The 14,360-nt window shown below is 59.7% G+C and carries 11 protein-coding genes and 1 pseudogene; 4 read left to right on the forward strand and 8 right to left on the reverse strand.

What is annotated here, in order from left to right; all coding sequences use genetic code 11:
• Positions 1-245 precede the first annotated feature (245 nt).
• From L901_RS04025 to L901_RS04035, 3 genes are all read right to left on the reverse strand, one after another.
• The gene (locus L901_RS04025) at positions 246-716 is read right to left on the reverse strand and encodes an OsmC family protein (RefSeq protein WP_059753724.1); all 471 of its coding nucleotides are present in this window, start codon (positions 714-716) and stop codon (positions 246-248) included.
• A 59-nt stretch (positions 717-775) separates the two neighbouring features.
• Positions 776-2,152, reverse strand: coding sequence for an aspartate aminotransferase family protein (locus tag L901_RS04030; RefSeq protein WP_059753727.1), 1,377 nt, complete (start codon positions 2,150-2,152; stop codon positions 776-778).
• 285 nt (positions 2,153-2,437) lie between these two features.
• Complete coding sequence (locus L901_RS04035; protein ID WP_059753730.1) at positions 2,438-3,346, reverse strand: diacylglycerol kinase family protein; 909 nt, start codon at positions 3,344-3,346, stop codon at positions 2,438-2,440.
• A gap of 235 nt (positions 3,347-3,581) precedes the next feature.
• Here L901_RS04035 and L901_RS04040 point away from each other — a divergent pair, with 235 nt between their 5' ends.
• On the forward strand, positions 3,582-4,826 hold the full coding sequence (locus tag L901_RS04040) for an MFS transporter (protein ID WP_059753748.1): 1,245 nt from the start codon (positions 3,582-3,584) through the stop codon (positions 4,824-4,826).
• Between the two features lie 282 nt (positions 4,827-5,108).
• Positions 5,109-6,482 carry a magnesium transporter gene (gene mgtE / locus L901_RS04045; protein WP_059753733.1) on the forward strand — a complete coding sequence of 458 codons (1,374 nt, stop codon included), beginning with the start codon at positions 5,109-5,111 and terminating at the stop codon, positions 6,480-6,482.
• A gap of 233 nt (positions 6,483-6,715) precedes the next feature.
• On the opposite strand, the gene L901_RS04050 is transcribed toward mgtE, so the two are convergent.
• Entirely contained in the window at positions 6,716-7,552 is an 837-nt protein-coding gene (locus L901_RS04050) for an undecaprenyl-diphosphate phosphatase (protein ID WP_059753735.1), read from the reverse strand.
• A 120-nt stretch (positions 7,553-7,672) separates the two neighbouring features.
• Positions 7,673-8,062, reverse strand: a complete 390-nt coding sequence (locus L901_RS04055) for a helix-turn-helix domain-containing protein (protein ID WP_059753738.1) — start codon at positions 8,060-8,062, stop codon at positions 7,673-7,675.
• A 103-nt stretch (positions 8,063-8,165) separates the two neighbouring features.
• Between L901_RS04055 and L901_RS04060 the strand changes: the two genes are divergently transcribed.
• Complete coding sequence (locus L901_RS04060; protein WP_020808664.1) at positions 8,166-9,182, forward strand: zinc-binding alcohol dehydrogenase family protein; 1,017 nt, start codon at positions 8,166-8,168, stop codon at positions 9,180-9,182.
• Positions 9,183-9,269: 87 nt separating this feature from the next.
• Here the strand turns inward: L901_RS04060 and L901_RS04065 are convergent, their stop codons facing one another.
• Complete coding sequence (locus tag L901_RS04065; RefSeq protein WP_059753741.1) at positions 9,270-10,010, reverse strand: pentapeptide repeat-containing protein; 741 nt, start codon at positions 10,008-10,010, stop codon at positions 9,270-9,272.
• A 456-nt stretch (positions 10,011-10,466) separates the two neighbouring features.
• Positions 10,467-12,131 (reverse strand): electron transfer flavoprotein-ubiquinone oxidoreductase, encoded by a 1,665-nt coding sequence (locus tag L901_RS04070; protein ID WP_059753744.1) that lies wholly within the window; start codon positions 12,129-12,131, stop codon positions 10,467-10,469.
• 521 nt (positions 12,132-12,652) lie between these two features.
• Between L901_RS04070 and L901_RS04075 the strand changes: the two genes are divergently transcribed.
• The gene (locus L901_RS04075; protein WP_059753746.1) at positions 12,653-14,122 is read left to right on the forward strand and encodes a hypothetical protein; all 1,470 of its coding nucleotides are present in this window, start codon (positions 12,653-12,655) and stop codon (positions 14,120-14,122) included.
• 64 nt (positions 14,123-14,186) lie between these two features.
• On the opposite strand, the pseudogene L901_RS27595 reads toward L901_RS04075, so the two are convergent.
• A pseudogene (locus L901_RS27595) lies at positions 14,187-14,360 on the reverse strand (cation transporter); the annotation flags it as partial.

A 14,360-nucleotide genomic window follows, 5' to 3' on the forward strand; every position in this document is an offset into this window, starting at 1 on the left:
GATTCCGGCTCAAGGCCGGAATGACGGGGAGAAAACAGACGACCATAGCAAAATAGCGCATTTAGCGGACAGCAACGATTATGCCTGAGCCTATAGTGCTTCAGGCAAAAACGAGATCTTTGGAAGCGCTCCATCTCTTTATTTTTACGCACCTCCAGTAAGACCGCTACGCATTTTTACTGGAGATGCTCTTTGCGAAGTCGCCCGCCGCGGTCCGCTCGCGCGGATCGCGCGCCACATCCGCCTCAAACCACCTTCACCGTCCCGTCAACGCGGATGGGGAAATTCACCGAGCGTGCGATGAAGCACTTCTCGTGCGCATCATGGTGCAGCTCATCTGCTCTGGCCGGATCGCCTTTCGAAATGGTGATGACCGGTTTCAGCACCACTTCGCTGAATTGCCCGGCGCCGTCCTTTTCCATCACCAGCGTGCCTTCGGCATTATCAACATAGTCTTCGACGATGATGCCATTGACCGAGCAGAAATGCAGGTACCACAGCTTGTGGCAGGCCGAGAGAGAGGCGACCAGCAGGTCTTCCGGGTTCCAGCGGGAGGGATCGCCGCGGAAGGCGGGGTCGGAGGAGCCGGCGATGTCAGCCTTTCCCGAAGTGGAAATCGTGTAGTCGCGTTCATAGTCGCGATAACCCGAAGTCCCCTTGCCGCGATTGCCCGTCCATTTCACCTGAACGGCGTAACGATGTTCCTGTCCTGCCATGTTAGTCCTCCCTAAGAGTTTTTCGTCGCATTTTCCGGACGTAAAACCGCTACGCAGTTTTACAGGAAATGCTCCCGCGTATCGCGCAGGTGGTCGAGCCCCTTGCGCAGCGTTTCTATGATCTCATCCACTTCCGAGCGGCTGATCGTCAGCGCCGGTGAGGCCAGCATGCGGTCGCCGGTGGCGCGCATCACAAGGCCGTTTGCCAGGCAATGGTTGCGCACGGCGGTTCCGATGTCGTCCGGCTTGGCGAAACGCCGGCGCGTCGCCTTGTCGGCCGTTATCTGCAGGCCGCCCATCAAGCCGACATTCACCGCCTCGCCGACCAGTTCGTGATCCGTCAGGCTTTTCCAGCCTTCGGAGAAATAAGGGCCGATATCGTCGCGCACCCGCTCCACCAGCCCCTCCTCCTCGATGATGCGGAGGTTTTCCAGGGCGGCGGCGGCGCAGACGGGATGGCCGGAATAGGTGAAGCCGTGGTTGAAGTCACCGACCTTGGACAACATCACCTCCGCCACCCGATCCGAGACGATGACGCCGCCAATCGGCAGGTAACCGGAAGACAGGCCCTTGGCGACGGGCGCGAGGTCCGGCTCCACGCCGAAATGCTGATAACCGAACCAGGAGCCGAGACGGCCGAAACCGCAGATCACCTCATCGGAGACGAGCAGGATGTTGCGCGCCTTGCAGATGCGGGCGATTTCCGGCCAGTAGGTTTCCGGCGGCACGATGACACCGCCGGCGCCCTGAATGGGTTCGGCCACGAAAGCGGCGACATTTTCCTCGCCGAGTTCATCGATCTTCGCTTCCAGTTCACGCGCCACCTTCAGGCCGAATTCGGCCTGCGAAAGATCGCCGCCCTCGGCATACCAATAGGGTTGGCCAATATGGGCCACGCCCTCGATCGGCAGGTTGCCCTGCTCATGCATCCATTTCATGCCGCCGAGCGAAGCGCCCGCCACCGTCGAGCCGTGATAGCCGTTGCGTCTTGCGATTACCCTGGTCTTCGTCGGATGGCCGAGCGCCTTCCAGTAAACGCGCGCCATGCGGAACCAGGTGTCGGTGGCTTCCGAACCGGAATTGGTGAAGAAGACATGGTTCATCTTCGGCCCGGCGCGCGAGGCGATCTTCTGCGCCAGAAGCGTCGCGGGCGGCGTGGTGGTGCCGAAAAACGCGTTGTAATAGGGCAGTTCGTTCATCTGGCGCTGCACGACATCGGCAATCTCCCGGCGTCCGTAACCGATATTCACGCACCAGAGGCCGGCAAAGGCGTCGAGATATTTCTTGCCGGTGCTGTCATAGATGAACACCCCTTCCGCGCGCTCAATGATGCGGGTGCCGGCGGCGTTCAGCTTGCCCATGTCGGAAAAGGGGTGGAGGTGATGGGCGGCATCGATGGCGGCGAGATTGGACATCGGCTTGGAGACTTCATTCATGACAGATCGCACTCCCATAAAGGCGACAGCGCTCACGCCACCGCGCCTGCCGAACATGGCCGGGCGGCTCCGATTTGGCAAGGCTGGCGTTTTTTAGGGGGCGGCTTGGACGAACGGAGGCGGCCGGGTTTCTTCTCCCCGACGGGGTGAAGGTGGCCCGAAGGGTCGGATGAGGGGGCTAGCTCTCCGAATATCTCGACGCTTGCCCCCTCATCCCGCTGCCGCGGACTTCTCCCCCTCGGGGAGAAGAAACAAGCGGCAACCGCCAATTCGCAGTCAGTTTCGCTATGCGAAAAACGACCGACCCACCAGCACCTTCAATTCGCCGGCGTGAACCTCCAGCGCCACATCCCGCTCCATGGGCAGCAATTCGCCATCGATGACGCAGCGCAGGTCATGGCGTTTCTTCGGAAAATGCAGTTCCACATCCGTCACCGTCATGGCGGTCACGGCGGCGTTTTCTTTCAGCCTGCCGCGCAGAATGTCGAAAGCGAGTTTCGCGACACCTGAAGGACGCAACGGATCTGCGAGATAAAAGCCGAGATGGCCGCCCGAGACATTGTCCGCGACCATCAATGCGCTCTGGCCGAATTCATTGTTGGAGACGGAAATGGCCGAGACCTTGCGGTGCTGCGTTTTGCCGTTGACGGTATATTCCACCTCGAAGACCGGCGGATTGAGGATGACGCTGATGGCCGCGCGGATGCTCGCCTTGATCTTGCCGAGCCGGGAGGCAAAAGCGAGATTGTTGCGATAGCGCACCATGCGCGAATGCAGGCCCGCGGAAAACTGGTGAACGAAGAGGCGGCCATTGGCGCTGGCAATGTCGACACTGGCAATCTCGCCATTCGCCAACGTTTCCAGCGCCTGGCGAATATCGAGCGGCAGCTTCAGCGAGCGGGCGAAGAGGTTCATGGTGCCGGCCGGAACGATGCCGAGCGCGATGCCGTGTTTCCAGGCGATGGCGGCGGCTGCGGAAATCGTGCCGTCACCGCCGCCGGCAATGATGCCTTCAATGCCCGGCTCATCGGCGGCGCGCTCCATTTCCTCGACGATATCCTTTCCCGAGACCAGACGGCAGTCGATGGCGTGGCCGGCGCTGGTGAAGACCTCGCGGGCATGGTCGCAATAGGCCTCCATGTCGGTGGTGCGAAACGTGCCGCCGTCACGATTGAAAATTGCAATGAGCTTCATGTTTCCAACCCGATCCAGTGAGGCAGCCGCGCGTAAATGCCTGACCCTATATAGGGTTCCGAACACCATCGCGTGAAGATGCTCTTTTGCCGAGAATCGCTCTACCGCAACGCATCATTTCATGTTAGGGATCACTTAAGGTCATTTTCATGACCGCGCATCTCCAGTCAGGGCAGACCGCTCCCATACGGTCTTGCCCTTTTTTCTGTGGGCCCTTCCCGCTTTTCAGGTCACGATGAGCCATTCGAATATTTCGCAAGCCCGCCCTGGCGCGGAGAATGAAACCGTTTACACGGCCGCCCCTGCCGTGGCCCTCTCCCCGCTTGCCATCGCGCTCATCGAACTGGCGCTTGCCGCCGGCGGCTTCGGCATCGGCACCGGCGAATTCGCCATCATGGGCCTGCTTCCCGACGTCGCCACCACCTATGGCGTGACCGTTCCGCAGGCGGGTTATGTCATCACGGCCTATGCGCTCGGCGTCGTCATCGGCGCGCCGATCATCGCGGTTCTCGCCGCGCGCATGACGCGCCGCACATTGCTTCTCGGCCTGATGGGGCTTTTTGCGGCCGGTAATATCTTGAGCGCCGTCGCACCCGATTTCCTGAGCTTTACCGTGCTGCGCTTCATCACCGGCCTGCCGCATGGGGCCTATTTCGGGGTTGCGGCGCTGGTGGCGGCCTCCATGGCGCCGATCCACAAGCGCGCCCGCGCCGTTGGCCGCGTCATGCTCGGCCTCACCATCGCCACCCTGCTCGGCACGCCCCTCGCCACCTTCTTCGGTCAGCTGCTTTCCTGGCGCGCGGCCTTCATGCTGGTCGGCGGCATCGCGCTTCTGACAGTGGCTCTGCTCTGGTTCTTCCAGCCGCGTGACAGGGTGGAGGAAGGCGCCAGCGTATGGCGCGAACTCGGCGCTTTCCGCCGCGTGCAGGTGTGGCTGACGCTCGCCATCGCCGCTGTCGGCTTCGGCGGCATGTTCTCGGTCTTCAGCTATATCGCCAAGACCACGACCGATGTGGCGATGATGCCGGTTTCCACCGTCTCCATGGTGCTGGCGCTGTTCGGCATCGGCATGAATGTCGGCAATGTGGTCGGCTCGCGGCTGGCCGATATCTCGCTCAACGGCACGATTGGCGGCATGCTGGCCTTCAACGTGCTTGTCATGACCGTGTTCGGCATGACGGCGGACAATCCTTTCATGCTCTGCCTCTGCGTCTTCCTGATCGGCTGCGGTTTCGCCGCCTGTCCGGCCGTGCAGACGCGGCTGATGGATGTGGCGCAGGATGCGCAGACGCTGGCCGCCGCCTCCAACCATTCCGCCTTCAACATCGCCAATGCGCTCGGCGCCTGGCTCGGCGGCCTCGTCATCGCCATGGGTTTCGGTTACGCCTCCACCGGTTATGTTGGCGCGGTTCTTTCCCTTCTCGGGCTTGGCGTTTTCCTCGTTTCCGTCACCGTCGAACGGCGCGAAAAGGCGGCTTGAAGCCGCCTTCTTTGCAGCCTGCACCGCCGCCCCTCGCCGCGGTGCAGAACCTTGCGGAAATTTCATGATCGGGTGCTTGACTCTTTTCGGTTTCAGGCGCAACACGGCCTTACGCGCATGCCGACCGGCACGGCGCGGATTTCAACGGAGCATCATTGGATGTCTAGCGACAGTAGCAGTCGATTGCCTTTGCCGAGACCGGCGAACGTGAACTGATCCGACCGCTGTCGGCTCACCACCGCGTTCGCCGAGATCGGCGAATCGACGGAAAGGTGAGCAATCATGAACTTCCACAACCTCTCCCAGAGGGCCAGCAAGGCCGCACGTCTTCTTCGTAGCGGAAATGCCGGCTCCACCACCATCGCCGAACGCGTCGAGCACCTCAACACGCTCGATGTCAGCGAAGCCGTAACCGCCCTCCTCGCCATGCCGCAGGCAAAAGCCGTCGCCATTCTCGACCGGCCCGAATTGCATGGCGCCGCCGCCATCATCGCCGATATTCCGGTCGAACAGGCCGCCCGCCTCGTCAACCTGATGTCCGACGACCGCGTGGCCGACGTCATGGCGGAAATGGCCGAAGAGCCGCGCGCAAAGCTGTTTTCCCGGCTGGACCGCACGACGGCGCTCTCCATCCAGCATCTGATGGGTTATCCGCCGCGTACCGCCGGCTCGATCATGACCACGGAATTCGTCAGCGTGCCGGACAATTGGACGGTGGAACAGACCCTTTCGCACATCCGCGTCGTCGAGCGGTCGCGTGAAACGGTCTATGCCATCTATGTGCTGGCGCAGGACGGAACGCTTTCCACCGTCGTGACGCTGCGCCGCCTGCTGACCGGCGAAGCCGGCGCCTCCATCCTCTCCGTCGCATCGAAGGAAGGCATCGTCTGCGCCAGCCCCCTGATGTCGCAGGAGGATGTCGCCCGGCTGATCCGCAAGCACGACCTTCTGGCGCTGCCCGTCGTCGATGACCGCTCGCATATTCTCGGCATCGTCACCGTCGATGACGTGATCGACACCATGATCGCCGATACGACGGAAGACGCCCACAAGTTCGGCGGTATGGAAGCGCTGGGCAAGCCCTATATGACGATCGGCTTTCCGGACATGATCCGCAAGCGCGCCGGCTGGCTTGCAGCACTCTTCCTCGGTGAAATGCTGACGGCAAGCGCCATGCAGCATTTCGAGGGCGAGCTGGAAAAGGCCGTGGTGCTGACGCTGTTCATTCCGCTCATCATGTCGTCGGGCGGCAACTCCGGTTCGCAGGCCACCTCGCTCATCATCCGGGCGCTGGCGCTTGGCGAGCTGAAGCTTTCCGACTGGTGGCGGGTGCTGCTGCGGGAAATCCCGACGGGCCTGACGCTCGGCTGCATTCTGGGCGCCATCGGCTTCCTGCGTCTGAGCCTCTGGCAGCAGGCCGGTTTCTACGACTACGGCGAGCACTGGCTGCTGGTCGGCGCCACCGTTTTCGCGGCCCTCGTCGGCATCGTCACCTTCGGTTCGCTCGCCGGTTCCATGCTGCCCTTCGTGCTGCAGCGCCTGCGGCTCGATCCCGCCAGCGCCTCTGCCCCCTTCGTCGCGACGCTGGTGGATGTCAGCGGGCTCATCATCTACTTCTCGGTGGCGCTGGTGATCCTCAGCGGTACGTTGCTGTAAAAAACGAAAGGCCCGCTCCGAAGAGCGGGCCTTCAACTTTTTAGGGCACAGAATAATCTCTCCTCCGTCATGCCGGACTTGATCCGGCATCCAGCCACGGCGCGTCTGCACCGTGAAAAGAGTCTATTGCGATCAAAGACTTGATCGCGCTGGACCCCGGATCAAGTCCGGGGTGACGGAGTGCGGATGATGCAACTTTGCCAAAAGCGCCGTTTCAATCGACAAAGCCCTAATCACCCACCCGCGTTGATCACGCCCGTTCCCAGCAGCCCCAAAAGAATGACGCCAATGACCACGCGGTACCAGACGAAGGGCATGTAGCTCTTGGTGGAGACGAGCTTGAGGAAGACGACGATCACCGCATAGCCGACCACGAAGGCGATCAGGGTTGCGAGCCCGGTCGGGCCCCAGCCGACCGGATTGTCCTCGCCGATGCTCTTGAAGAGCTGGTAGAAACCGGAGCCGAAGACAGCGGGAACGGCGAGCAGGAAGGAATAACGCGCTGCCGCCTCGCGGGTATAGCCTAAAAGCAGGCCGGCGCTGATGGTGCCGCCCGAGCGCGAGACGCCGGGGATGAGCGCCATGGCCTGCGCGAAACCGAACAGGATGCCATCGCGCCAGATAAGCTGGTTCAGTTTGTAGCGCTTCTCACCGATTTTATCGGCAACGCCGAGAACGATGCCGAAGACGATCAGCATTACGGCGGTGATGTAAAGGTTGCGCAGCGAGTGCTCGATGGCATCCTTGAAGAACAGACCAAGAAATACGATCGGCACGGAACCGATGATGATGAGCCAGCCGAGCCGGGCATCGGCCTTGTTATACTCGCCGAGGCGAAGATTCTGCCGGAGCCAGGCGATGGCAATGCGCATGATATCCGACCAGAAATAGACCAGCACGGCCGCTTCGGTGCCAATCTGCGTAATCGCGGTGAAGGCGGCTCCCGGATCCGCGCCGGAGGGCAGGAACTCCCCGGCGATCCTCAGATGCGCGCTTGAAGAAATCGGAAGAAATTCCGTAAGCCCTTGCAAAAAGCCGAGAAATGCGGCCTCCAACCAACCGATGCTCATGTGTCCTGATGTCCCTGCTGCGAATCGAGATCGCAGCATTATGTATCAATCGGGGCAAATACATGTTGCATCGCACCATGAAAAAGGCGCGCGAAGGGGTGTGCTTTTACCCGTGATTTTTTAGGCAGCCTTTTCCTTCGCCTCGGGAAGGCGGGTATATTTCGCGCCGTTCTTGCACACGACATGGGCGTCGCCCCAGCTTTTCAGCGCCGAAATCACCGGTATCATCGTCTCGCCGAGCGGCGTCAGCGCATAATCCACGCGCGGCGGCACCACCGGGAAAACGGTGCGGGAAATCAGGCCGGCCTCTTCCAGCTCGCGCAGCTGCTTGGTGAGCATGCGCTGGGTGACGCTGGGAATATGGCGGCGCAGCTCGTTAAAGCGCAGCGTGCCCTCGTTGATGAGGTGATAGAGGATCACGCCCTTCCATTTGCCATCGAGGAAACTTAAGGCCGATTCCACCGGGCAGCCGGGAAAGTTGCCGGTGAGCTTGGCGCGCGGTCGCGACATCACAGTATCCTTTTTGTATGTATCATCACAAAATGTGCATTCTTGCGATCGATGTTCATATGTATCAAGTAAGAGGCACGCAAACAAGCAAAGGAGACTGTTCATGCGCGCCATCGGTTACAGGACCAGCCAGCCCATCACCGCGAAAGACGCCCTCGTCGATATCGACCTGCCCCAGCCGGAAGCGAAGGGGCACGATATTCTGGTGGAAGTGAAGGCCGTTTCGGTGAACCCCGTCGATACCAAGGTGCGCCGCAACCAGTCGCCGGAAAACGGCGAACCCCGCGTGCTCGGCTTCGATGCGGCGGGCGTGGTGAAGGCCGTCGGCGACAAGGTCTCGCTGTTCAAACCGGGCGACGAGGTGTTTTACGCCGGTGTCATCAACCGCCCCGGCTCCAACAGCGAGTTCCATCTGGTCGATGAACGCATCGTCGGCGCAAAGCCGAAGTCCCTGAATTTCGAGGAGGCCGCCGCACTGCCGCTGACCGCCATCACCGCTTACGAGACGCTGTTCGACCGGCTGCGGGTGAAGGAGCCGGTTCCGGGCGCGGCCAACGCCATTCTGGTCATCGGCGGCGCGGGCGGCGTCGGCTCCATCGCCGTCCAGCTTCTGCGGGCGCTGACCGACCTCACCGTCATTGCCACCGCTTCACGGCCCGAGACGATTGCGTGGGTGAAGGAACTCGGCGCGCATCACGTCATCGATCACAGCAAGCCGATAGCCCCGCAGGTGGAAGCGCTCGGGCTCGGTGCGCCGGGCTTTGTCTTCTCCACCACCCATAGCGACATTCATGCCGCCGACAGCGTGGCGACCATCGCGCCGCAAGGCCGTTTCGCGCTGATCGACGATCCGGCCGGCGGTTTCGACGTCATGGCCTTCAAGCGCAAATGCGTATCGATCCATTGGGAAATGATGTTCGCCCGCGCCGTCTTCCAGACGCCTGACATGATCGAACAGCACAGACTGCTGAACCATGTGGCCGGGCTTGTCGATGCCGGCAAGATCAAGACGACGCTGACGGAGGTTTTCGGCACCATCAATGCCGCAAATCTCATCAAGGCGCATGCGCTGATCGAGAGCAACAAGGCCAAGGGCAAGATCGTGCTTTCGGGCTTCTGATCGAAGGTGAGGCGTCCGCAGCGCGGACGCTTCTCTTCCGCTTATGGAGATGTTTGGGCCGAGCGCAAGACCGCACGGCTATTCCTGTCAATCGTCGTCCGGATCTTCCGGGCACGGCCAGGAGGCCGGCGCGGTGAGGCCGTTCGGCAATTTGGTCTTGGCATCACCGCAGGCAATGTCGATCTGCTTCTGATCAAGGCCGGTGGCCATGGAAAGATCGAGTCCTTCGATCCTCGTCAGAAGCAGGAATGCGCTGGTGAAATCCACCGGGCCGCCGAGCTTGGCGCCGCCGAAACGGGCGCGTGACAGATTGGTCAGCGAGAATTTCGAGCCGTTCAGCGTCGCGCCCTCGAAATCGGCGCGGCCGAGTTCGGCTTTGGTAAAATCCGTTCCGTCCAGCTTGGTGTTTTCGAATTTTGTCCGCTGCATTTCAGCATTGACGAATTTGGCGTTGGTGGCGTCGGCGGCGGAAAAATCGCTGCGATAGGCTTCCACCTTGGTCAGATTGGCGCCCTGCAGGTTCGCCTCGCCAAGAGCCGTGCGGATGAGCTTGGCCTTCTCGAGATTAGCGCCCTTCAGCGACGAACCGCGCAGGTCGGTATAGGTGAAATCCGTGCCGTAAAGCATTGCCGAATCGAGATTGCTGCCGCCCAGCATCAGCAGACGCTTGTTGCATTCGCGCCAGTCGATGCCGGCCATGGCGTCGGTACGGCAGCTTGCGGCCACCAGCGGACCGCCGCTGAAAGAAACGGCAATCATCGCAAGCGTCGCCACACCGGCAACGAACCCTGTCTTCCGCACGATATTCAGCCTTTGAAAGCCGGACATTCCTTCACTCCCTGTCGTCGGGCGACGGCACTTAGGACCATATGCACATTCAAGGCGTTACCGCATCGCTGAACCACAATCCACGGGCCACGCGACCATGCAACACCCCAACATCCTATATGTAAGAAATCGAAGAGCAATCCACAAATACTGACGGGGAGACGGGCTGTGGACACTGCTCTTCCGCCATGCCGGACTTGATCCGGCATCCAGTCACGGGCGTCTGCATCGTGGGAAATGCGTCCTTCGATCAGAGGTCTGCCCGTTCCGCAAATGCCGTCACTCTCGGCCGCATGACACAATGGCTGAGAGTGATTGCGAGCGATCTTCCCACGCTCGGCATCATCCTCGGGCCTGTCCCGAGGATCTATCCACGTATCGTAAAATCAATCCGTTGCAGATACTCGGGACAAGGCCCGAGCATGACGGAAAAGAAGGCTCCGCCCGTAATCGCCATCACATATTGGCGTAAACCGGCCCCTCGCCACCCTGCGGCGGCACCCAGTTGATGTTCTGGTTGGGGTCCTTGATGTCGCAGGTCTTGCAGTGCACGCAGTTCTGGGCGTTGATGACGTAGACTTCTTCGCCGTCCTTCTCCACCCATTCGTAAACGCCGGCCGGACAATAACGCGTCGAAGGGCCGGCAAAGACGTCGTGCTCAGACAGTTTTTGCAGCGCCATGTCCTTCACCTGAAGATGCACCGGCTGGTCTTCCTCATGGTTGGTGGACGACAAAAACACCGACGAGAGCCGGTCGAAGGTCAACACGCCATCCGGTTTCGGATAGGCGATCGGCTTATGCTTTGCGGCCGGCTCAAGGCTCTCGGCATCCGTCTTGCCGTGCTTCAGCGTGCCGAAGAAGGAGAAGCCGAAGAGCTGGTTCGTCCACATGTCGAGACCGCCGAGACCGACACCGATGAGCGTGCCGAACTTCGACCACAGCGGCTTAACGTTCCTGACCCGCTTCAGATCCTTGCCGATATCGCCGTCGCGCCATTCCGCCTCGATCTCCGCCACCTCGTCATGGGCGCGGCCGGCGGAAATCGCCACGGCGATCTTTTCCGCCGCCAGCATGCCCGACAGCACCGCATTATGGCTGCCCTTGATACGCGGCACATTAACGAAACCGGCGGAACAGCCGATCAGCGCGCCGCCGGGGAAGGTGAGCTTCGGCACCGACTGATAGCCGCCTTCGGTGATGGCGCGCGCACCATAGGAAATGCGCTTGCCGCCCTCGAAGGTCTCGCGGATGGCCGGATGCGTCTTGAAGCGCTGGAATTCCTCGAAGGGATAAAGATAGGGGTTCTTGTAGTTGAGGTGCACCACAAAGCCGACGGCGACGAGGTTATCCTCGAGATGATAGAGGAAGGAACCGCCGCCGGTCTTGAAGCCGAGCGGCCAGCCGAAGGAATGCTGCACAAGACCCTGTTTGTGCTTCTCCGGCTTGACCTGCCAGAGTTCCTTGATGCCGATGCCGAATTTCTGCGGCTCGCGATCCCGGGACAAATCGAATTTGGAAATCAGCTGCTTGGCGAGCGAACCGCGCACGCCCTCGCCGATCAGCACATATTTGCCATGCAGCTCCATGCCGCGGGTGAAGTTCGGGCCCGGCTCGCCATTCTTCTCGATGCCCATATCGCCGGTGGCGACACCGATGACGGCGCCCTCGTCGTCATAGAGCACTTCGGTTGCGGCAAAGCCCGGATAGATCTCGACGCCGAGCCCTTCCGCCTTTTCCGCCAGCCAGCGACAGACCAGCCCAAGCGAGACGATGTAATTGCCGTGATTGTTCATCAGCGGCGGCATCATGAAATTCGGCAGGCGGATGGAGCCGGCCGGGCCTAAGAACATGAACTGGTCGTCCTTGACCTCGGTCTTGAAGGGATGCCCCTCCTCTTCGCGCCAGCCCGGCAGCAGCCGGTCGATGCCGATCGGATCGACCACCGCGCCGGAGAGAATATGCGCGCCGACTTCGGCACCCTTTTCGAGAACGACGACCGAAAGCTCCGGCTCCACCTGCTTCAGCCGGATCGCGGCGGCAAGGCCCGCGGGACCCGCGCCAACGATCACAACGTCGAATTCCATCGCTTCGCGTTCGGGCAGTTCCATCGCTTCCGTCATCTCATCCTCTCCGCATCGCCGGTCCCATCCGGCTGTTGTTATATCCGCTTTCCGGCATTCCCGGCGCATCGCCCGCGCCAGTCAAAAAAAGCCATCCGCGACACCGCATCCACCAGCGCCTGTCTTCGCAAAGCCGGACGCCTTTGTCGAGCTTCTATAGCGGCAAAACATGTCGCACGCCAGTCAATTGTCAGACAACCTGATGATTAGCTTATTACTTTTACGTTCACGTAATTTAAGGGATAGGAGATGGACGCGTAGGCGTCAAGAGTTACTATCCCTTAGCCTCGCTAGAGCTACCAGTTGGACGTTGCAAAGCAGAAAGAGTTTAAGCGGCTCTTCCGCTTTGCAGTATAAGTATTCGTGTAGACGATACTTTTTAAAAATGGCTTCCACTTAAACACGACTCATTTATTATTCATATAATTATGGCGGAAAATTCCAATATTGCCGGGGATAAATTTGAACAGCTGCGACCTCCCATCATACGGTCGGAGGGATCAACAGCATCCGAGAAATATTTGGCCAAACTGGCAGACCGCACCTTTCTGAACCTGTGGTCGTATCCCAACCCATATCGGTCTCAGAAGCTCGGCGGCGCTGGAGACGGTAAAGAAATTTGCGACCTTCTAGTCGTCTGCGATCCTCACATCCTGATTTTTTCGGAGAAAGAGATAACCTGGACCGACAAGCCTGTGGAAGTCGCTTGGCCACGCTGGTGTCGCCGATCGATATTTGACGCCGCCACACAGCTTAAGGGGGCTGAGCGGTGGATTAACGAATTTCCTGATCGAATATTTCTCGATAAACTATGTGAAGTACCTTTCCCACTCGGCTTTCCTCCTACGCACCGGCACCGGGTCCATCGAATTATTGTCGCTCGGGGCGCAAAGGAAGCAGGTCGTAGATTCTTTGAAGGCGGCCTCGGCACCTTCGTGATTAAGCCAGACCTAAAGGGGCAGGACCACTGTACCCCCGAGGCGGCAGAATACATGCCATTCGCAATCGGTGACATTGATCCAGCGGGAGATTTCGTCCACGTCTTCGATGAGGTCTCACTCGACATTGTCATGAACGAACTCGACACCATTTCAGACTTCACGGAATACCTCGATAAACGAGCCGCGTTTATACGCTCGGGAAGGCTTGAGAAGGCCCATGGCGAGGAAGACCTCCTCGCCTACTACGCAACTAGGATAAACGCTCTGGGCGAACATGATTTTGCGCCCCCAGACGGTTATACTTGGGACGACATAAACTCCATTGTCATCGGTCCAGGCGACTGGGCACGCTACATTTCCAATCCGCAATACCGCGCCAAGAAACAAGCCGACGAGGTCTCATATGCCTGGGACCGCTTGATCGAAACGTTTACCGACCATCTTCTGGGCGGAACGACCATTGTCCTACCGGGGCATACATACTCGCTGACAAACAGTGAGATGGCAGTCCGGCACATGGCGCTCCAAAACCGTTTCCTGCGACGCGGGCATAGCGAGGCTATTCTTGGAGCTCTTGCGATTGGTCGAAATAAACAGGTATTTTTCCGCGCGATGCTCGCCCCATCGGATTCCGCACGCAATGAAACGGGTTTTTTCTTCCTCACCCTCAAATATCTTCATTGGATGGATAGTCGCGGCGGTTACCAGAAATATCGCGAGATGCGGACATTCTATTTACAGACCTATGCTCAGGCGTTGCTGATAAAACATCCTCACATGCGACAGATCATCGGCATCGCCATGGAGCCGCCGGGGCAGGGTAAGGACACGTCGGAAGACATCATCTATGCCACCCAGATCGAATGGACCAACGACGATAGAAGGCAAAACCGTGAAGACTGTGCCGCGCTCGGGATAATGAGAGAAATGAAGGAAACTCGCTATCGTGGGGTAGAATTTCCCGACGTTCGACAAACGAGTAATAAGAGCTTAAAGGGGAATAGAAAACAGCGACGTGCCCAAACGGCACTAAATCGAAGAAAGAAATAGATTTAGACCAAAATACTGTTGGCCTGATCGTGCCGAGCAAGATATTTTGTTTAGCCCGCCCCACTCAAACCGCCCACTCCTCATCCGTCGTGAACACGATCGTCAGCCTGCGGTCGCTCCCCTCGCCGCCCAGCGCATCGCCGATCTCGTCGCGGATCGCGTCCCATTCTTCCAGACGCCGGAGCGGCCAGTTTTTCGGGACGATGAGAAAAGAGTTCGATCTGACGGCCGCGGCCGA

Source organism: Agrobacterium sp. D14, assembly GCF_001526505.1.
Lineage (GTDB): Bacteria > Pseudomonadota > Alphaproteobacteria > Rhizobiales > Rhizobiaceae > Agrobacterium > Agrobacterium leguminum.

Bases quoted from the DNA above. Each gene is read 5' to 3' on its own strand.
- L901_RS04025 (WP_059753724.1), bottom strand. From the start codon at position 716: ATGGCAGGACAGGAACATCGTTACGCCGTTCAGGTGAAATGGACGGGC.
- L901_RS04060 (WP_020808664.1), top strand. From the start codon at position 8,166: ATGCGCGCCATCGGTTACAGGACCAGCCAGCCCATCACCGCGAAAGAC.
- L901_RS04035 (WP_059753730.1), bottom strand. From the start codon at position 3,346: ATGAAGCTCATTGCAATTTTCAATCGTGACGGCGGCACGTTTCGCACC.
- mgtE (WP_059753733.1), top strand. From the start codon at position 5,109: ATGAACTTCCACAACCTCTCCCAGAGGGCCAGCAAGGCCGCACGTCTT.
- L901_RS04030 (WP_059753727.1), bottom strand. From the start codon at position 2,152: ATGAATGAAGTCTCCAAGCCGATGTCCAATCTCGCCGCCATCGATGCC.
- L901_RS04040 (WP_059753748.1), top strand. From the start codon at position 3,582: ATGAGCCATTCGAATATTTCGCAAGCCCGCCCTGGCGCGGAGAATGAA.
- L901_RS04065 (WP_059753741.1), bottom strand. From the start codon at position 10,010: ATGTCCGGCTTTCAAAGGCTGAATATCGTGCGGAAGACAGGGTTCGTT.
- L901_RS04050 (WP_059753735.1), bottom strand. From the start codon at position 7,552: ATGAGCATCGGTTGGTTGGAGGCCGCATTTCTCGGCTTTTTGCAAGGG.
- L901_RS04055 (WP_059753738.1), bottom strand. From the start codon at position 8,062: ATGTCGCGACCGCGCGCCAAGCTCACCGGCAACTTTCCCGGCTGCCCG.
- L901_RS04070 (WP_059753744.1), bottom strand. From the start codon at position 12,131: ATGACGGAAGCGATGGAACTGCCCGAACGCGAAGCGATGGAATTCGAC.